The sequence below is a fragment of the Pseudomonas sp. LBUM1663 genome (genome assembly GCF_059695905.1).
Map to the genome: position 1 here is coordinate 1,391,847 of NZ_CP166792.1, position 18,944 is coordinate 1,410,790.

The following is an 18,944-nucleotide window of genomic DNA, read 5'->3' on the forward strand; positions in this document are numbered from 1 at the left end:
CCCAAATGCCGGTCCCGTGAGGCAAAAACGATCAGTCGTTACGCGAGCCGCCGAAATACCCGCAGCCGCGTTGCACCTGGCCATCGATGCGCAGCTCGGCGCTCATGTGCTGGACGCTGCCGGTGGTGCTGTCGACGCAACGTTGCGGCGCGACCCACAGTTCGATGTGCTGGTTATTGGCTTCGGTGCTGAGATTGAAACGGCCATCGCCCAGCTGTTCTTCAACGTAGGGCACGGCCAGGGGCTGCTGGCCGGCGCGGTCGATGACCATGCCTTTGCCGCTGACCTTGACGTTCCACTCCGGCGAGTGACCGGCGGCGCGCAGGATCAACAGTTTGAAATTGGGATCGTCGCAGGCGGTACCCGAGCGTTCGACGCGGTACAGCTGTTCAAGATCAAGGCGGCTGTCGACGATTCGCCCACGCACGTCGGCGAACAGCTTGCCCTGGTCATCGGCGAGGGTCGCGGCCTCTTGCAGGACGCTGGTGCCGCCGCTGTCATTGACCACATAGCTGCGTTGTTCATTGCACGGCTGGAACAGCAACTTGCCGTCCGCCGCCGTCAGCTGGCCCTGCAGGCGGGTCTGGCCCACGTGGGAGGCATTTTCACGCGGGCCATCCAGCAAACTGCAGGCAGCGAACAACGGAAGCAGGGCAACAAGGACTAAGGAACGGGCAACACGCATCTTTGGCTCTCCAGACAAGTGCCGCCACGTTACGCAGCCTGACCGTTCATCACAAGGGCTTAGCCCACGTGAAAGGTCTGGCCTGTTTGCAAGCCTTCCACACTTTTGGCGTAGGCCAATGCCACATCCGCTGCGAGAACCGGCTTGTAGCCCCGGAAGTACGGCGCGTAACTGCCCATGGCTTCGAGCAGAACGGTCGGGCTGATCGAGTTCACTCGCAAGCCGCGGGGCAGTTCGATGGCTGCGGCACGAACGAAGCTGTCCAGCGCACCGTTGACCAATGCCGCCGAGGCGCCGCTGCGAATCGGGTCGTGGCTGAGCACGCCGGTGGTAAAGGTGAACGAGCCGCCGTCATTGGCGAATTCACGGCCGATCAGCAGCAGGTTGACCTGGCCCATCAGTTTGTCTTTCAGTCCCAGGGCAAAGCTTTCTTCGCTCATTTCATCCAGCGGTGCAAAGGTCACGTTCCCGGCAGCGCAGACCAGCGCATCGAATTTACCGGTTTGCTCGAAGAGTTTGCGGATCGAGGCGCTGTCGCTGATATCCACGTTGAAATCGCCGCTGTTACGACCGATGCGGATGATGTCGTGGCGCTGGGACAGTTCCTTGTCGACTGCTGAACCGATGGTGCCGCCTGCGCCTATCAAAAGAATTTTCATCGTGCTGCTCCTCGAAGTGGTTGAACGAGGTTGCAGTCTAGAGTGGTTTTTTTCGTTGATAAGCGCGCTAATAGGCAACCTTTGGTTTTCAAATGGAAACAATCCATGAGCGAGATGGATGATCTGGCGGCGTTTGCGGTGTTGATCGAAGCGGGCAGTTTCACCTTGGCGGCGCAGCAATTGGGCTGCAGCAAGGGGCAGTTGTCCAAGCGCATCAGCTTGCTGGAAAGTCGGTTCTCGGTGGTCCTGTTGCAACGCACCACCCGCCGTTTGAGTTTGACAGCGGCCGGCGCGGCGCTGTTGCCACAAGCTCAGGCGCTGGTCGTGCAAGTCGAGAAGGCGCGTCAGGCGTTGGCGCGGTTGAAGGACGACATGGCCGGGCCGGTGCGTATGACGGTGCCGGTGTCGCTGGGGGAAACCTTTTTCGATGGCTTGTTGCTGGAGTTTTCCGGCAAGTACCCCGAAGTGCAGATCGAGCTGGACCTGAGCAACAGCTACCGTGATCTGTCCCGCGACGGTTTTGATCTGGCGGTTCGCGCGGATGTCAGTAATGACGAACGCCTGGTTGCCCGACCGCTGCTGGCCTGGCACGAAATGACCTGCGCTAGCCCGGTCTATCTCGAACAGTACGGTGAGCCGCAGACGCCCCAGGCGTTGGCCGAGCATCGCTGTCTGCTCAACAGCCATTACAGCGGTCGCGAAGAATGGCTGTATCACCAACAGCACGAATTGCTGCGGGTGCGGGTTTCGGGCCCGTTTGCCAGCAATCACTACAGCCTGCTGAAAAAAGCAGCGCTGGCGGGTGCCGGGATTGCGCGGTTGCCTTCTTACCTGCTGCAAACGGAATTGGCTGACGGGCGATTGCGCTGGCTCCTGCGCGATTATCAGACGCGGAGCATGCCGATGTACCTGGTGCATCCGTATCAGGGCGGGCTGCCGAAACGCACGCAGGTGTTGGCGGACTATCTCATCGACTGGTTCAAACGCAGCGGCGAGGCGTTGGCGCGCCTCCAGCAATAGCCGCCCACCCCAACCTCTTGTAGGAGTGAGCCTGCTCGCGAAAGCGGAGTATCAGTCAACATCAATGCTGGATGTCACACCGCTATCGCGAGCAGGCTCACTCCTACAAAGGACGTCAACGTCTGGCGTTTTGGCGGGCGTAATGCCTGGCGATCAGGTGATCGATCGACAACTTGCCCGGCCCGGTCGCCATCAGGTACAGCAGCACCGCCGCCCAGGTGCCATGGGTCGGGTAGGCGTCGGGGTACACGAACAGTTGAATGGTCAGGGTCATGCCCAGCAAGGCCAGCGCCGAAAACCGTGTGGCGAAGCCGATCAGGATCAGCATCGGGAAGACATGCTCGGCGAAGGCAGCCAGGTGCGCCGCCAGTTCCGGGGACAGCAACGGCACGTGGTACTCGCTCTGGAACAGCGGGATGGTCGAGTCCGCCAGATGCGGCACGCCAAGCTGGAAGGAACCGTCAACCAGGTCGATGGCCAGGCCTTCGACCTTGGTTTGCCCGGACTTCCAGAACACCGCCGCAATCGAGAAGCGCGCGATAATCGCAATCAGACTGTGGGGGATCATCTCCAGTAACGCGATGGCGCGAACGATGGGGTTCTGTGATTCGGTCCGGATGTTCATGGCGATACCTTGTTGTCATGCAAGTGAGTGATGGCGTTGCGGCTGATTAGCAGCGCCAGGGTTTGGCTGAGGTCGAAGGCAGGGACTGCCTCCAGCGCCTGCATCAGTGACTGGCCGTTTTGCAGGTTCTGGATGAGCGCACTGGCACCTTGATCGATGGCGAACACTTCAACGTCCAGGCCATTGCGCAACACCATCGCGTGTTGTCCCTGGTTCAGGTCAATCCCCGCCAGCGTTGTTTCCTGTTGATGCGCCGCCCAGATCGCGACCACGGCGAAGGCAGAACTCAACAGGTTGAGGGAGGGATGAAGTTCGACGGTGAGCTCGCTGAGGGCTTGCGGGTCGGCAAGCGCTGCAGCGATCTGCTCGTGCCCCAGAGGTTGCGTATCGGCCGCGTGATAGGCAACAACTCGCAGTCGCTCCAATCGGGCGACATCGGCCAGATAGGGCACGCTGGCGGCGGGCGCAAAGCCTTCGATGAAGTCTGCGAAATCATCGCCATAGGCATTCATCAACGGGCTGCGGGGTGGGGCACCTTGCACATGAGTACCGGCCATGGCCCCGAAGAATTCGTCGCCGACCAATTGCACAACCACGGGGTAACTGTCCGCTAGCGCGTTGATCAGCGAGGCCTGCACATTGTTGCGATACACCGCAAAACGGCTGGCCGGATCGGCACCATTGACGCTGAATAATCCATCAGGGCAGGGTCGCTCCGGATCAAGCAGGGCAGCAGCGAAATCGGCGTGATTGCTCATGACCGGACCTCGGCGCACCGCAACAACTCATCGGCTTGACGCGCTTCGGCGTGTAACACGCTGAAGGCGGGCACCTGATTGTCGCGTTCGATCAGCGTTGCTATTGGCCCGATGCGCTCCAGCACTTGCACGTACAACGCCCAGACGGCGTTGTCGATGGGCGCGCCGTGATCGTCAATCAGCAGGCGGTCACCGAGGCTATCGGTGTCTTCGGCAAATCCGGCCAGATGAATCTCGCCGACGGCATGAAGGGGCAGGGCATCGATGTAGGCCAAAGGATCGCGTTGATGATTGATGCTCGACACGTAAACGTTGTTCACGTCCAGCAACAGCCCGCAGCCTGTGCGGCGAATGACGTCGCTGATGAAGTCGGCTTCATCGATCGTCGAGCGCTTGAACGCCAGGTACGTCGCCGGGTTCTCCAGCAGCATTGGGCGTTTGAGCGTGGTTTGCACCTGGTCGATGTGTTCGCAGACGCGGTTCAACGTTGCGTTGTCGTAGGCCAGTGGCAGCAGGTCATTGAGGAACACCGGGCCATGACTGGACCAGGCCAGGTGTTCGGAAAAGGAGTGGGGTTGGTAGCGTTCGATCAGCTCGGCAAGGCGTTGCAGGTGTTGAATGTCCAGCGGACCTTCGGCACCGATGGACAGGCCAACGCCATGCAGCGACAGCGGATACTGCTCGCGGATCAACCCCAGATAGTGATGAAAAGGGCCGCCGGCCACCATGTAGTTTTCGGCGTGGACTTCGAAGAAACCGATGTCCGGTTGTGAACCGAGCACTTCACGCAAGTGCCCGGTCTTGAGCCCCAGCCCGGCGCGGGGCGGAAGCCCGAACGGTGAATTGTTCATGGTCGACACTCAGGCTGGGAGGCGGATCAGGCTTTGGCTTTGAAGGCTTCCATCTGACCGAAACCGGTCGGCGAGGTTTTGCTTTCGGTGGTGGCGCAAGTGCCTTTCGGAACGAGTCTCCAGGCGTTTGCCTGGTGGTCCATCTTGGCGGTACCGGCGCAGGTGGTGCCTGCACCTGCGGCGCAATCGTTATGACCTTTCATGGCTACGCCGAAGCATTTTTCCATGTTGCTGTTGTCGGCGGCCTGGACGGTGGAGACAGCGGCCATGCTCAGCGCAGAACCAAGGGCCAGAACGAGGGCGGTGGCGGACAGGGTGCGGGTGGTAGCAGTCATGATGTTTCTCCGTTGTTTGAGTTTGGGTAAGCCGCGTTTGTGCTGGCTTACCCCTCTAGAGAGAGGTCATCGTGATGCGTTACAGCCCAGTGCAAAACTTTTTAAAAAAAACTCGAAACACCACCGATCCCTTGTGGGGGTGAGCCGGCTCGCGATAGCTGTTTCCCATTCAACAGTCTTGTTGACTGACACACCGCTATCGCGAGCAAGCTCGCTCCCACAGAGGATCTCCCACAGGGGATCTTTATGGTCGTGAGGGTTTATGTCGGGCACAAAAAAACGGCCCGAAGGCCGTTTTCTGTTTACCGCAAAGACTCAACCCCCCAGATACGCCTCGCGCACTTTCGGATCAGTCAGCAGTGCTTCCCCAGTGCCGGTCATCACCACCCGGCCGTTCTCCAGAACGTAGGCACGGTCGGCAATTTTCAACGCCTGGTTGGCGTTCTGCTCTACCAGGAACACGGTCACGCCATCCTTGCGCAGCTGTTCGATGATGTCGAAGATCTGCTGGATGATGATCGGTGCCAGGCCCAGCGACGGCTCGTCGAGCAGCAGCAGCTTGGGTTTGCTCATCAGCGCACGGCCGATGGCGAGCATTTGCTGTTCGCCGCCGGACATGGTGCCGCCGCGTTGGGCAAAGCGTTCTTTCAGGCGTGGGAAAAGTCCGAGAACCTTGTCCATCTGTTCCTGATAGTCGCCCTTGTTGGTAAAGAATCCGCCCATGGACAGGTTCTCTTCCACGGTCAGGCGGGCAAACACCCGACGACCTTCCGGCACGACCGCGATGCTTTTACGCATGATCTGCGACGAGTCCTGGCCGACGAGCTCTTCACCCATGTAGCGGATGCTGCCGCTGTGGGCTTGCGGCGAACCGCAGAGGGTCATCAGCAGGGTCGACTTGCCGGCACCGTTGGCGCCGATCAGGGTCACGATCTCGCCCTGGCGGACTTCGACGTTGACGCTGTGCAGCGCCTGGATCTTGCCGTAGAAGGTGGAAACGTTTTCGAATTGCAGCATTTACGCTTCCCCCAGGTAGGCTTTGATCACTTCAGGATTGTCGCGGATCTGTTCCGGCGTACCGTCGGCCAGAGGCGTGCCCTGGTTGATCACGACGATGTGGTCGGAAATGCTCATGACCAGTTTCATGTCGTGTTCGATCAGCAGCACGGTGACGTTGTGCTCTTCACGCAGCATGCTGATCAGCGCCTTCAGGTCCTCGGTTTCCTTCGGGTTCAGGCCGGCGGCCGGTTCGTCGAGCATGAGGATCCGCGGACGGGTCATCATGCAGCGAGCGATTTCCAGTCGACGTTGCTGACCGTAGGCGAGAGTGCCGGCGGGGCGGTTGGCGAACTGCGTGAGGTTGACCTTGTCCAGCCAGAACTCGGCGAATTCCATGGCCTCGCGTTCGCTTTTGCGGAACCCCGGGGTCTTGAACAGGCCGGACAGGAAGTTGGTGTTCAGGTGACGGTGCTGCGCGATCAAGAGGTTCTCGACCGCGGTCATGTCCTTGAACAACCGCACGTTCTGGAAGGTGCGCACCACACCTTTGAGGGCGATCTTGTGGCCCGGCAGGCCTTCGATCGCCTCGCCGTCCAGCAGGATGCTGCCACCACTCGGCTTATAGAAACCGGTCAGGCAGTTGAACACCGTGGTTTTACCGGCGCCGTTAGGGCCGATCAGTGCAACCACCTGTTTTTCTTTCACGGTCAGGGCCACGCCGTTGACCGCCAGCAAGCCGCCGAAGCGCATGCTCAGATTTTCGACTTTAAGGATCTCGCGGCTCATTTGCGCAGCTCCATGTGAGGACGTTGCATGGGCAGCAGGCCTTGAGGACGCCAGATCATCATCAGCACCATCAAGGCGCCGAACATCAACATGCGGTACTCACTGAACTCACGCATCATTTCCGGCAGCAGGATCATCACCACGGCCGCGAGGATCACGCCCAGCTGCGAGCCCATGCCACCCAATACGACGATGGCAAGAATGATCGCCGATTCGATGAAGGTGAACGACTCCGGTGTCACCAGGCCCTGACGGGCAGCGAAGAAGCTGCCGGCAAAACCGGCGAAGCTGGCGCCCAGGGTGAAGGCCGACAGCTTGATGACCGTCGGATTGAGACCCAGCGCACGGCAGGCGATTTCGTCTTCACGCAACGCTTCCCAGGCACGACCCAGCGGCATGCGCAGCAAACGGTTGATCACGAACAACGCACCGAGAGCCAGCAACAGCGCAACCAGGTACAGGAAAATCACCTTGTTGATCGAGTTGTATTCCAGGCCGAAGTACTCGTGGAACGTCTGCATGCCTTCGGCCGCTTTACGTTCGAAGGTCAGGCCGAAGAACGTTGGCTTCTCGATGTTGCTGATGCCGTTCGGGCCACCGGTGAGACCGGTCAGGTTACGCAGGAACAGACGGATGATTTCACCGAAGCCCAGGGTCACGATCGCCAGGTAGTCACCGCGCAGTCGCAATACCGGGAAGCCGAGCAAGAAGCCGAACGTGGCCGCCATCAGGCCGGCAATCGGCAGGCAGATCCAGAAGCTCAAACCGTAGTAATGCGACAGCAACGCATAACTATAGGCACCGACGGCGTAGAAACCGACGTAACCCAGGTCGAGCAGACCGGCCAGACCGACCACGATGTTCAGGCCCAGGCCCAACATCACGTAGATCAACACCAGGGTGGCGATATCCACCGCACCGCGAGAGCCGAAGAACGGCCAGACCAGGGCACCGGCGATCAACGCAATGATGATCCAGCGTTGGGTGGTCGGCAGGGTCAGGAAGTTACTGGCCTTGGCCGGAATCAGCGGCATGTTGGGCGAGGAACGCCAGGCCGAGCTGATCTGCTGATCGAACAGCACACGCAAGAACATCAGGACCGAGCAGACGGCGATGGTGATCAGCGTTGCAGTGCTGGTGCCATGGACTTCGAGGTTGATGCCGACGATGGTCAGCTTCAGACCCAGTACCGGGTAGGCAACCGCCCACACCAGCAAGGCGCTGAACAACGCCTGTTTAAGATTCCTAGTCATACTTTTTCAACCTCCGGACGGCCCAGCAGGCCGGTTGGCCGGAACAACAACACCAGAACCAATAAGCCGAACGCCACAACGTCCTTGTATTGGTCGCCGAAGATATCGGCACCGAACGCTTCCGCGACACCGAGCACCAGCCCGCCGAGCATGGCGCCGGGGATGCTGCCGATTCCGCCCAGTACCGCAGCGGTGAAGGCCTTGAGGCCGACGAGGAAACCGGCGTTCGGGTTGATCACGCCGTATTGCATGCTCAACAGCACGGCCGCGATGGCCGCCAGGGCGGCACCGATGACGAAGGTCAGGGCGATGATGTTGTTGGTGTTGATACCCAGCAGGTTGGCCATCTTGATGTCTTCGGCACAGGCGCGGCAGGCGCGACCCAGGCGAGAGCGAGAGATGAACAGCGTCAGGCCGAGCATGGCGAGCAACGTCACCACGAACACCACGATTTGCATGTAGGAAATCAGCACTTCATGTGCGCCACCTGGCCCGAAAGCAATGTTGCCCGGAATCAGGTTGGGGATGGATTTGTCCTTGGAGTCTTGCGCCAGCAGAACCGTGTTCTGCAGGAAGATCGACATGCCGATGGCGGAGATCAGCGGGATCAGACGGTTGCTGCCGCGCAGGGGGCGGTAGGCGATCCGTTCGATGCTGTAACCGTAGGCACTGGTCACGACGATGGTCGCGAGGAAAGCGGCGGTCATCAACAGCGGAACACTGTCGAGTCCCATCATGGTCAGCCCGGCGATGGCGATGAACGCCACGTAGGAACCGATCATGTACACCTCGCCGTGGGCGAAGTTGATCATTCCAATGATGCCGTAAACCATCGTATAGCCGATGGCGATCAGGGCATACGTACTGCCAATGGTCAGACCATTAACCAGCTGTTGGAAGAAGTGATAGATGTCAGGCATTACAGCGCTCCTAAAAACCTGATACGCATTTCACTGGTGGAGTCATTTTCCCGCTCGAGCCCCGTGGATCTGCATCCACTTCGAACGCGAGGTTTGCCAGCGAACCGCTGATGACGGTTTTGAGATTTTCAGGTGGGGAGACTGGCGGATCACGCCAGCGCGGCCCAATACATTCGTAAAACAAAGCCCACGGCACGCCGTGGGCTTTATTGGCAGTCAGTCAGGCAACGCCTTACTGAGGCTTGGCTTCAGTTTTTGGTTTGCCGAAGTGCCACTCGTAAACCACAAATTTGAAGTCTTTCAGGTCGCCCTTGGCGTCGAAGCTCAGGTCGCCAGTCGGGGTTTTGAAAGTGCCTGCGTGGATGGCTTCAGCCACTTTGGCAGCGTCTTCGGACTTGGCAGCCTTGATGCCGTCGGCAATCACAGTCACCGCCGAGTAGGCCGGGAACACGAACGGACCGCTCGGGTCTTCTTTCTTCGCTTTGAACGCGTCAGCCAGGGCGATGTTGGCCGGATCCTGGTCGAAGGATTTCGGCAGGGTTACCAGCAGACCTTCGGAAGCGTCTTTGGCGATCTGCGAAATGGAGTCGTTACCCACGCCTTCCGGACCCATGAACTTGGCTTTCAGGCCTTTTTCCTGTGCTTGACGCAGGATCAGACCCAGCTCTGGGTGGTAGCCGCCGTAGTAGACGAAGTCGACGTTGGCTTGCTTGAGCTTGGAGATCATCGAAGAGAAGTCTTTGTCGCCGGCGTTGATGCCTTCGAACACGGCAACCTTGACGCCTTTGCCTTCCAGGGTTTTCTTCACGGCGGTGGCGATGCCTTCACCGTATTGCTGTTTGTCGTGCAGGACAGCAACGATTTTCGGTTTTACGAAGTCGGCAATGTAGTTACCGGCGGCAGGGCCTTGGGCGCTGTCGAGACCGATGGTGCGGAACACCATTTTGTAACCACGGGCGGTGATGTCCGGGCTGGTGGCAGCCGGGGTGATCATGATCACGCCTTCGTCTTCGTAAATGTCCGAAGCCGGTTGAGTGGAGCTGGAGCACAGGTGACCGACCACGAACTTGACGCCGTCGTTGACGACTTTGTTCGCGACCGCTACCGCTTGTTTTGGATCACAGGCGTCATCGTATTCAACGGCGACCAGTTGCTTGCCGTCTACGCCGCCTTTGGCGTTGATCTGTTCGATGGCCATTTTGGCGCCACTGAACTGCATGTCGCCGTATTGGGCTACAGGGCCGGTTTTAGGGCCGGCGATGCCGATCTTGATGGTGTCAGCTGCGAACGAATGGCTGGCAACCCCGGCCAGAACCATAGCGGCAAACAGTTTGGAAATCTGCTTAGTAGCCTTAGTCATAGTGCTCCACTCTTACTGTTGTAGTTTTTATAGTCCTGGCGCCGTAGCAGCAGAACCGGGTCAGATATCTTCGATATCCTCCGGAAAATGCCCCCGGCAACTGTACCGGTACAGTGTAGAGCGCCAATTGTTAGCCTGGGAAGCTAGCGCCGGGGGGCAAAACCTGAGGGTGTCGCTTTATTGAAAGAAAAAGACAGAATGGCGGCGGGATGTTAGCTGGCTAATTGCTTGATTCAGCAGCATTCCCTGGCTTTCCTGCTCTTTTCATTCGGTGACTCAATTGCATCCGGGTTTTTCTGCCAGACCACCGACGTTATCATTCGCGTCGATTTCTTTTCCGGACAGCGCCCATGAATCAAGAACCTAGCACCCTCTATGCCAAGCTGCTTGGTGAAACCGCATCTATTACGTGGAAAGAGTTGGAGCCCTTCTTTGCCAGGGGTGCCCTATTGTGGGTCGACCCCGGCCTGGATTTGATCGCCGCGGCCGAAGCCGTTGCAACGGATGACGGCGAGAAAGTGGCTGCCTGGCTGGCTGCCGACAAGGTCGCCAAGCTCTCTGAAACGCGGGCGCTGGATCTTTTTGAACGCGACCCGCAGCTGTGGGCTGTGGTGGTTTCGCCGTGGATTCTGATCCAGGAAAGGGCGACGAGCTGACTGTTCGCACTTTATTGGTGCGCCTGGCAGGCGACTAAAAGTGTGTAGGTGAGTAGCGTGATGGCATGTTGCCGTAGAGAAAGGCCACAGAAGGGTCTTGGCGAGGGTGACGTAAACGTAACGGGAACAGTTTATTGAGCGGCCTTCGGGCTGCTTAATTGTTTCTGGATATTGGGATTTACAGTGAATGTGACGCCGCCATCGCGGGCAAGCCCGCTCCCACAGTGTCCGTGTCGTGCACAAAATTCATGAACGCCACTGAACCTGTGGGAGCGGGCTTGCCCGCGATGGGGTCGACGCAGATCAGAAGGTCTTGCCGGTATGGTTATTCAGCGAAATAACCTTGGTCTTGCCAATCCGGTGACGGTAGATCTCGCGCAGGTACTTGATCGCCTTCTTCACGCAATCACGCGACAGGCGAATGTCGTTGATCGAGACGAATTTGTCCTTGTCGTTGATCAGCTCGCGGTACTTCTTCTCGTACATCGGTTTGATCGCGTACCAGTTGGTATCGAGGATCTTCGCCGGGTTCTCGAACTCGTTCAGCAAGTCGTCGATCAGGTCTTCGTCGAAGTCTTCATTGATGATGAAGTCGAGAATCGAGTTATCCAGCGTGTCGTCGAAGCGGTACGGGTTCTTCGCGAAGCAGCGCTTGATGAAGGCCACGATCAGCGTCAGGAAATCGTCCGAGAGGCACGGGCTCTTGGCGATCAGGGTGGTCAGCGACAAGTTGGCCGAAGCACCGATCACCAGCGCATAACGCTTGAGCGTGGTGTTCGGGAACAAGCTGTTGAGGTGGGTTTTCAACCGGTTCAGGTCCATGTAGGACAGCTTGTAGTCTTTCGGCAGGGAGACAATCGACACCACCGATGAGCAGTTCTTGAAGAAGTGCAGGTCGTGCAACGCGGCCGCGTCGTAACCGGAATTCTTGTACTGCTCCAGCGAGGCACGATAGCGCTTGGACTCGATCGGCAACAGGCTGATGCCTTCGATCGCCTGGGTCACTTTGTTGAAGTGCGGCAGGTCGATCGAACGGAAGAACAGGTCGTCGATGTTCAGACGCTGTGGCTCTTTCTCGAACACCTTGAATTTGTCGCTGCTCGGCGGCGGGGTTTCCGGCACCACGGACTCGGCGTAGGCAATCGCGACCGGGCCGGCCAGGCTCATGAACAGGTCATTGGCGTCGAGGCGAATGGTTTCGCCGATGTCGATGCCGGCGCGACGGAAATAGTTCTGGTCGTAGTCAGTCGTGACCGCCTGCGCCGTCAGAATGTTGAAGATCTGCTGCGAGATATATTGGTTGGCGTGCTTTTCCATCGCGTTGACGTCGATGTTCTGAATGTTGCCGTCATCGCTTTCTTCGGCATACCGCATGATGTCATTGGAGATCAGCATCATGGCGTTCCATGGGCGGATACGGCCCATGACGCTGGCTTCGCTGCTGTCTTCGTTGGCGAAGTTGTAGGAGAAGTCCCACTCTTCCGACAGGTATTTACACAGCAGGCGACCGGCGTTGATGTGCAGCGCCTCGGACATTTCACTGCGGTGATCGGAAATGTTCGGCAGCACGCAGATGCCGCTGGTGAAGATCGGCTCGAAAACGAAGGAATGACCGCTTTTGCCGTCATGCTCGTCCATCGGCTTGGTGTCGAACGTTTTGTTCATGTACGAGTGCTGCTGGGCCAGGCCGAATTCCGAGGCCATGCCCGAACCGGTACCGCCACCGGCACTGAAGATCGAGAAGTACAGGCGCGACTGGTTGGCCTTGATCCCGCAGCTGTCGATCAGGTACGAGTGAATCATTTTCCAGTCAGGGCTGGAGAAACGCTGGGTGTCCTTGTTCAGGATGATCTTGGCCAGGTACTGACCGAGGATCGGCGCGTTACCGGCGCCACCGGCGTGGACTTCCGACAAGTCCATGATTTTCATTTTGCTGTAGTCGCGCAGGAAGCCGCTTTTTTCGCCCTTGCGCGAGAAACGGATGCGACCGGCGATGTCTTTGTCCAGGTCGCCGAGCATCACCAGCGGCTCGACCAGGAACACCGGTTTGGTGGCCTTGTTCGGCCCCAGGCGCAGGTTGTTGCGGATCCACTGCGCCGGGCTGTAACCCTTCTCGGCGTAGCGTTTGTCCGGCGACAGGCGGTCTTCGTTGTTGAATTCGTTGAGGTAGAACTTGCGGGCGTTGTACACCAGCTCCGCGACGTCGAGCGCGATGTTGGAACCGCAACGTCCCAGGCCGATCAGGCATACGGAGGGGAATTCCTGATCGTTGTGCTGTTCGTTGTCGCCTTCCAGGTGCGGTGGGCGCGGGAACACCATATCGCGCAGACCATCGAGGTTATCGAGGATGCGGTCGGTATTGGTTTCAGTGAAATACAGGTATTGCTGACTGGCCAGCGGACGTGACGGGATCAATGGCTTCGACGATGAGGGGCTGTTCGCCGCTGGGCTCAGTGTCAGGTCGGAAACCGTAGTGGCCGGATTATTTTTAGAAGTCATTGGGCGCCATGTACCTGGGCTGGTTAGCTCGGCGACACGGTGTCGTCGAACCTTCACGGAATAGGAACTCGCGACTTTTTTTAGCGCGTATTTTGCCCAAGCGTCAGGGACAAAGCCTGAGCGTCGCTCGGGGGAATCCTTTCCTTAGTCATGATGAATCGGCCAATATTCGGCGATCTTTAATCAAAAGGAGGCTAAATGATGTCAACCCTACCTTCGTTGAGTTTTGCCGGAATCGGCCTGATGGGCTTGCCCATGTGCCGCCGTCTGTTGGCGGCGGGGTATCCGCTGACGGTGTGGAATCGCAATCCGGCCAAATGCGCAGCGTTGGTCGAGGCCGGCGCCCGGCAGGTGGCAACGGCGGCTGAACTGGGTCAGCACGCCGATGTGGTGATGCTGTGCCTGGCGGACACGGCGGTGGTGCGCGAGGTGGTTTTCGGTCCGGCAGGGATTGCCGAGGGGGCGAAAAGTGGTCAGTTGCTGGTGGATTTTTCCAGTCTGGAACCGACGGCGACGCGGGACATGGCATTGGCGCTTGTCGGCCAATACGGCATGCGTTGGCTGGACGCGCCGGTGTCCGGTGGGGTCGTCGGCGCCGAAGCCGGCAGCCTGGCGATTATGGTCGGCGGCGAAGCGGCAGACCTTGAGCGAGTCAGGCCGGTGCTGCTGAACCTCGGTCAACGGGTGACTCACATGGGCGGTGTCGGCGCCGGGCAGGTGACCAAGGCCTGCAATCAGATGATCGTTGCCTGCAATGCACTAGTGATTGCTGAAGTGGTGGCACTGGCCGAGCGCTCGGGGGTCGACGCCAGCCTGATCGCCGAGGCGCTGGCGGGAGGGTTCGCCGATTCAAAGCCATTGCAGATCCTCGCCCCGCAAATGGCCGAAAGTCGTTTCGAGCCCGTGAAGTGGCACGTGCGCACGCTGCTCAAAGACCTCGACACAGCGGTGAAATTCTCCCGCGAACAGGGCTCGGCCACGCCGATCAGCGGATTGGCCGCACAACTGATGCGCCTGCATGGGGGCCAGGGCTTTTTGGAAAAGGATCCGTCGACGTTAGTGCAGTTGTACCGCAAGCCAGGCTCAGCGGACTGACACTGCGTGAATGTTTGCGCTGATTGATTTCAGCCAGCACCGCAGGCAGTTCGGCCAGCGGCACCGGACGGCTGAGTAGGTGGCCTTGAACCAGGTCGCAGCCCTGGCGTTCGAGAAAGTCATATTGTTCGAGCGTTTCGACGCCCTCGCTGACGACCTGTAAATGCAGGGTGTGGGCCATGATGATAATGGCGTGGACGATTTCCATGTCCTGGGTAGCCTTGGGGATGTCCTGAATGAACGAGCGGTCGATTTTCAGTGTGTTCAGCGGCAGGCGCTTGAGGTAGGCCAGGGATGAATAGCCGGTGCCGAAGTCGTCGATCGACAGCGAGACTCCGAGAGAGCGGATCTGCTTCAGCAACGCCAGGGTGTTGGCAAGGTTGCCCATCAGCGCGTTTTCGGTGACTTCGAGTTCCAGCCTTTGTGGTGACACCCCGGCGATGCGCAGGGCGTTTTCGATTTCATCGGCCAACTCTTCGCGGGCGAGGTTCAGCGGCGAGCAGTTCACGGCAATCTTGAGTTCTTCGCGCCCCTGGCGGGACAGCTCGCCAAGGTCCTCGCAGGCCTTGTGCAACACCCAGTTGTCCAGTTCATTGATCAGGCCGTTGGCTTCGGCAATGGCAATGAACCGATCCGGTGCCAGCAACCCGTGAACCGGGTGTTGCCAGCGAATCAGCGCTTCGAGTTTGGTGACCTGGCCGCTTTTCAGGTCGTAGATCGGTTGGTAATAAAGGATCAAACCGGCGTCGTTGCGCAGGGCGTACCGCAGTTCTTCTTCGAGTTGCAGCTCCAGCGTGGCACGGGTTTTCATGTGTGGGCTGAAAAAATGCAGCCCGTTGCGCCCGCTGCCCTTGGACTGGTACAGCGCAAGGTCAGCGTTTTTCAGCAGCTCTTCGCAGGTCGTCCCATCTTGCGGAAAAACGCTGATGCCGATGCTGGTGGTCATGACCATGCTGCGCCCGGCCAGCTCGATCGGGTCTTTCATTTTCAGCATGATGCGCTGGGCCATGTTCCGGGCTTCTTCAAGGTCATGCAGGCCGATAAGGATGCAGAACTCGTCTCCCCCAAAGCGCGCCACCACATCGTCGTGGCTGCGTACCGAATCCTTGATGTGGCTGGCCAGGACTTTGAGCAATTCGTCGCCGGCGTCATGGCCCAGGCTGTCGTTGATCCGTTTGAAGTGGTCGATGTCGAGGAACATCACCGCCAGCATCCCATCTTCGTTGGCAGTATCGAGCAGTTTTTCGGCGAAAATCTGGTTGAAACCACGGCGGTTGATCAGGTTGGTCAGCGCGTCGTAGTGCGCCACCTGTTGCAGCGACAGGCGCGCCTGATCCAGTTGGCCGAGCAGGGTGTTGACCCGCTGTAGATCGCATTCCTTGTGTTGCAGCTTCTTGTCGGCCAGTGCCGCGCTGATGCTACTGCCGATGATCAGCAACGTCATCATCGCCACCGTCAATCCCAGTTGCAGGTGGTTGTTGTCGCCGGGCAGCTGCTGGACGCTGTCGATGGGAAGCACCAGGTTGAGCGCCGCCATGCCGGTGAAATGCATGCTGACGATGCCGGCCCCGAGCACCAGGCTGGCGGTGTACTTGAGCAGTTGATGAGCCACGCCGCTGCCTTCGCGCAGGTGACGGGAAATCAACAGGGCGGCCAGGCTGGCGCCAATTGCGATCACGATGGAGAGGGCGAACAGGCCCGGATTGTAATAGGCCGTCGCATTCGAACGCATGGCGGCCATGCCCACGTAGTGCATGGTCGCGATGCCCAGGCCGATCCACACCGCGGCCCGCAGGGTTAGCCTGAAACTCGGATGAGGATGGCTGAGGGTGTGCATCGCCAGCCACGAGGCCGTCAACGCGAACAACAGTGAAATCAGGGTGATGGGCAACTGGTAGTGGATTTCGATCGGCGCCTGGAACGCCAGCATGCTGATGAAATGCATGGCCCAGATACCGCCCGCCAGACACCCGGCACCAACCCAGCGCCAGAGGCGTTGGGACGCGGCCTTTTCGGCATGGCCGACCCGTTCGGTGATGTCCAGTGTGGCGAAGCCGGTCGCACAGGCGACCACATAAGCCAGCAATACCAGGAAGGGGTTATGGGCGCAATTGAGTATGACCTGGCCGGTCTCTGGCAGTTGGGTCGTGAAATATAAAGCAGGCCACTCCATCGGACGCCCCGTATTTATCCAGCCGACACCATGAACCCTGGCGAATGTGTTGGAGTATAGAGGTCATCCAAAGAGTGCAAACGGTAGTGGCATATTGCTGTCGAACATTTTGCAATTACTGCCGCCAGTCATCAGGCGATCTGCTCATAAGGGAACTCGAATTCCGGTTGCAGGGCCGGCAATCCGAACGCTGCCCGTGCCGCATCGCAATCCACATTTGCCTCGCCGTTGGCCCAGGAGGCGTCGAACTCCCGGCAGGTGCTGGAACGCTGGTCGTAAATCGAGCATTGCACGGTGCTGCCGACTTCGCCGACCAGCCCGACGCAGCGAGTGGGTTTGCAGTCAGTGCCCAGCATGGCCACCCGGCTGGGGCTGATGGGCGCAACAAGCTCGTCAGGCACCGTTCCCCCGGCCGAGGTGCATTCACCCCAGAAAAAAGACACGCGAAAATGAGAACAGCAGGCACCGCAATTCAGACACGGACTGGCTTCGGACATGGGCGATAATCAAAGGAGGGATGGGGGACACGGTGGGGTGGACAAGGCCGCTATTCTAGGCTTCGCGTTGAACTTGGGAAGGGGGCGCAAAAGTATTTTTTCATGTGACCAATGGCGAGAAATACCTGCCTTGCAAAATCCCTTGTGGGAGCGAGCCTGCTCGCGAAAGCGGCGGATCAGTCACCCTCTGTATTGAATGTGCTGGCCTCTTCGCTAGCAGGCTAGCTCCCACAGGTTTGGGTTTGGTGTCATGGGCTGATATCAGCATTACGAATAATTACAGACAGCTCCGGCGGGCCTGTCTAGATTGGAGGTTCCGGGGACAGCGAAGCCCCAATAACAATAAAAGAGACGGACCCCATGCAGAACTCGACCCAAGCGGCGAATGCCTGGCGCATTCTGTTCCTGCTGTTCCTGGCCAATCTGTTCAACTTCTTCGATCGCACCATTCCAGCCATCATCATCGAACCGATCCGCATGGAATGGCACCTCAGCGACTTTCAGCTGGGGATCATCGGGACTGCATTCACCATCGTTTACGCCATTGCCGGCCTTCCCTTGGGGCGCATGGCCGATACCGGTTCGCGCAGCAAACTGATGGGTTGGGGCCTGGCGGCGTGGAGCGGCCTGACGGCGGTTAATGGGCTGGTAGGCAATTTCTGGGCGTTCCTGATCGTGCGCATGGGCGTCGGCATCGGCGAAGCCAGTTATGCGCCGGCCGCCAACTCGCTGATCGGCGACCTGTTCCCCGCTCACCGTCGCGCGCGGGCCATGGGCATTTTCATGCTTGGCCTGCCACTGGGCCTGCTGCTGGCCTTCTTCACCATTGGCGCAATGGTCAAAGCGTTCGATAGCTGGCGTGCTCCGTTCTTCATCGCCGCGGTGCCTGGGCTGATCCTCGCGATCTTCATGTTCTTCATCAAAGAGCCGAAGCGCGGCGCGGCGGAAACCGTGCAGGTCTCGCAAGAGAAAGTCGACAAGCCGATCCGGCGAATACTGGCGGTACCGACCTTTCTTTGGCTGGTCATGGCCGGGTTGTGCTTCAACTTCGCTACTTATGCCTGCAACTCGTTTCTAGTGCCGATGTTGCAGCGTTACTTCCTGATGCCGTTGCAGGAAGCGGCGGTGGCGACCGGGGTGATCGTCGGTGTGACCGGATTGTTCGGGTTGACGCTCGGTGGCTGGGTCGCCGACAAGATCCACCAGCGAGTGGCCAATGGGCGGCTGCTGTTTGCTGCGTTCAGCCTGATCATCTCGACGGTGTGTACCGCGTGGGCGCTGCATGCCGGGCGGATCGAGATCGGGGTGTTCGTGGCGGTGTTCAGTGTGGGTTGGCTGTTCGCTTACAACTTCTATACCTGCGTTTACACGGCGATTCAGGACGTGGTCGAACCGCGCTTGCGGGCCACGGCGATGGCGCTGTTCTTCGCCGGGTTGTACTTGCTGGGCGGTGGTTTGGGGCCGGTAGTGGTGGGCGGGTTGTCCGACCACTTCGCGCACACGGCGATGGCCGCGGCAGGCGCCGAGCAGATGACCGAGGCGTTCAAGGCGGTCGGCTTGCATGACGCGATGTACCTGATCCCGGTGGCGCTGTTTTTCACCATGGTGTTTTTGTTTCTGGCTTCGCGGTGTTTTGTTCGGGATGCAAAGCGGATGAAGGAAGGGTTGGTGGCAGTGGGTGAACCTTATGTTGCAGTGGCGACTGCATAATCGCTATCGCCAGCAGGCTGGCTCCCACATTGGATCTACAGCGTTAACAAATCCCCTGTGGGA

The 18,944-nt window shown here is 59.0% G+C and carries 18 protein-coding genes; 4 read left to right on the plus strand and 14 right to left on the minus strand.

The genetic code is table 11. The features are described from left to right. Positions 1 to 31: 31 nt before the first annotated feature. Both ACA075_RS06190 and ACA075_RS06195 read right to left on the minus strand, forming a co-directional pair. On the minus strand, positions 32 to 685 hold the full coding sequence (locus tag ACA075_RS06190; RefSeq protein WP_497297728.1) for a COG3650 family protein: 654 nt from the start codon (positions 683 to 685) through the stop codon (positions 32 to 34). A gap of 59 nt (positions 686 to 744) precedes the next feature. Next, on the minus strand, positions 745 to 1,344 hold the full coding sequence (locus ACA075_RS06195; protein WP_497297729.1) for a short chain dehydrogenase: 600 nt from the start codon (positions 1,342 to 1,344) through the stop codon (positions 745 to 747). A 105-nt stretch (positions 1,345 to 1,449) separates the two neighbouring features. On the opposite strand from ACA075_RS06195, the gene ACA075_RS06200 reads away from it, so the two are divergent. After that, positions 1,450 to 2,364 (plus strand): LysR family transcriptional regulator, encoded by a 915-nt coding sequence (locus ACA075_RS06200; protein WP_497297730.1) that lies wholly within the window; start codon positions 1,450 to 1,452, stop codon positions 2,362 to 2,364. Between the two features lie 115 nt (positions 2,365 to 2,479). On the opposite strand, the gene ACA075_RS06205 is transcribed toward ACA075_RS06200, so the two are convergent. The 9 genes from ACA075_RS06205 to ACA075_RS06245 form a co-directional block, all read right to left on the minus strand. After that, positions 2,480 to 2,989 carry a DoxX family protein gene (locus ACA075_RS06205; RefSeq protein ID WP_497297731.1) on the minus strand — a complete coding sequence of 170 codons (510 nt, stop codon included), beginning with the start codon at positions 2,987 to 2,989 and terminating at the stop codon, positions 2,480 to 2,482. Continuing rightward, positions 2,986 to 3,747, minus strand: coding sequence for an HvfC/BufC N-terminal domain-containing protein (locus ACA075_RS06210; protein WP_497297732.1), 762 nt, complete (start codon positions 3,745 to 3,747; stop codon positions 2,986 to 2,988). Before ACA075_RS06210 ends, ACA075_RS06205 begins: the two co-directional genes overlap by 4 nt. Then, a complete protein-coding gene (gene bufB / locus ACA075_RS06215) occupies positions 3,744 to 4,598 on the minus strand; it encodes an MNIO family bufferin maturase (protein WP_497297733.1) in 855 nt (284 codons plus the stop codon). Before bufB ends, ACA075_RS06210 begins: the two co-directional genes overlap by 4 nt. Before the next feature lie 26 nt (positions 4,599 to 4,624). After that, a complete protein-coding gene (locus tag ACA075_RS06220) occupies positions 4,625 to 4,933 on the minus strand; it encodes a BufA1 family periplasmic bufferin-type metallophore (RefSeq protein ID WP_497297734.1) in 309 nt (102 codons plus the stop codon). Positions 4,934 to 5,248: 315 nt separating this feature from the next. Beyond that, entirely contained in the window at positions 5,249 to 5,950 is a 702-nt protein-coding gene (locus tag ACA075_RS06225) for an ABC transporter ATP-binding protein (protein ID WP_083374874.1), read from the minus strand. After that, on the minus strand, positions 5,951 to 6,718 hold the full coding sequence (gene livG, locus ACA075_RS06230) for a high-affinity branched-chain amino acid ABC transporter ATP-binding protein LivG (protein WP_497297735.1): 768 nt from the start codon (positions 6,716 to 6,718) through the stop codon (positions 5,951 to 5,953). Beyond that, positions 6,715 to 7,971, minus strand: coding sequence for a high-affinity branched-chain amino acid ABC transporter permease LivM (locus tag ACA075_RS06235; protein ID WP_219096864.1), 1,257 nt, complete (start codon positions 7,969 to 7,971; stop codon positions 6,715 to 6,717). The genes livG and ACA075_RS06235 overlap by 4 nt, the downstream gene beginning before the upstream one ends. Next, positions 7,968 to 8,891, minus strand: a complete 924-nt coding sequence (gene livH / locus ACA075_RS06240) for a high-affinity branched-chain amino acid ABC transporter permease LivH (protein WP_219096865.1) — start codon at positions 8,889 to 8,891, stop codon at positions 7,968 to 7,970. Before livH ends, ACA075_RS06235 begins: the two co-directional genes overlap by 4 nt. A 232-nt stretch (positions 8,892 to 9,123) precedes the next feature. Beyond that, positions 9,124 to 10,251: a branched-chain amino acid ABC transporter substrate-binding protein gene (locus tag ACA075_RS06245; RefSeq protein ID WP_497297736.1), complete on the minus strand. Its 1,128-nt coding sequence runs from the start codon at positions 10,249 to 10,251 to the stop codon at positions 9,124 to 9,126. A gap of 350 nt (positions 10,252 to 10,601) precedes the next feature. Here ACA075_RS06245 and ACA075_RS06250 point away from each other — a divergent pair, with 350 nt between their 5' ends. Further along, complete coding sequence (locus ACA075_RS06250) at positions 10,602 to 10,907, plus strand: DUF2288 domain-containing protein (protein ID WP_497297737.1); 306 nt, start codon at positions 10,602 to 10,604, stop codon at positions 10,905 to 10,907. A 303-nt stretch (positions 10,908 to 11,210) separates the two neighbouring features. Here the strand turns inward: ACA075_RS06250 and ACA075_RS06255 are convergent, their stop codons facing one another. Further along, the gene (locus ACA075_RS06255; RefSeq protein ID WP_219096868.1) at positions 11,211 to 13,406 is read right to left on the minus strand and encodes a hypothetical protein; all 2,196 of its coding nucleotides are present in this window, start codon (positions 13,404 to 13,406) and stop codon (positions 11,211 to 11,213) included. Between the two features lie 198 nt (positions 13,407 to 13,604). Between ACA075_RS06255 and ACA075_RS06260 the strand changes: the two genes are divergently transcribed. Then, positions 13,605 to 14,501 (plus strand): NAD(P)-dependent oxidoreductase, encoded by an 897-nt coding sequence (locus ACA075_RS06260; protein WP_497297738.1) that lies wholly within the window; start codon positions 13,605 to 13,607, stop codon positions 14,499 to 14,501. Here ACA075_RS06260 and ACA075_RS06265 read toward each other — a convergent pair. Both ACA075_RS06265 and ACA075_RS06270 read right to left on the minus strand, forming a co-directional pair. Continuing rightward, entirely contained in the window at positions 14,392 to 16,674 is a 2,283-nt protein-coding gene (locus tag ACA075_RS06265) for a putative bifunctional diguanylate cyclase/phosphodiesterase (protein WP_497297739.1), read from the minus strand. The two genes, ACA075_RS06260 and ACA075_RS06265, sit on opposite strands and share 110 nt — an antisense overlap. A 131-nt stretch (positions 16,675 to 16,805) precedes the next feature. After that, positions 16,806 to 17,171, minus strand: a complete 366-nt coding sequence (locus ACA075_RS06270) for a YkgJ family cysteine cluster protein (RefSeq protein WP_042932325.1) — start codon at positions 17,169 to 17,171, stop codon at positions 16,806 to 16,808. 360 nt (positions 17,172 to 17,531) lie between these two features. Here ACA075_RS06270 and ACA075_RS06275 point away from each other — a divergent pair, with 360 nt between their 5' ends. Continuing rightward, positions 17,532 to 18,881 carry a spinster family MFS transporter gene (locus tag ACA075_RS06275; RefSeq protein WP_497297740.1) on the plus strand — a complete coding sequence of 450 codons (1,350 nt, stop codon included), beginning with the start codon at positions 17,532 to 17,534 and terminating at the stop codon, positions 18,879 to 18,881. Positions 18,882 to 18,944 lie beyond the last annotated feature (63 nt).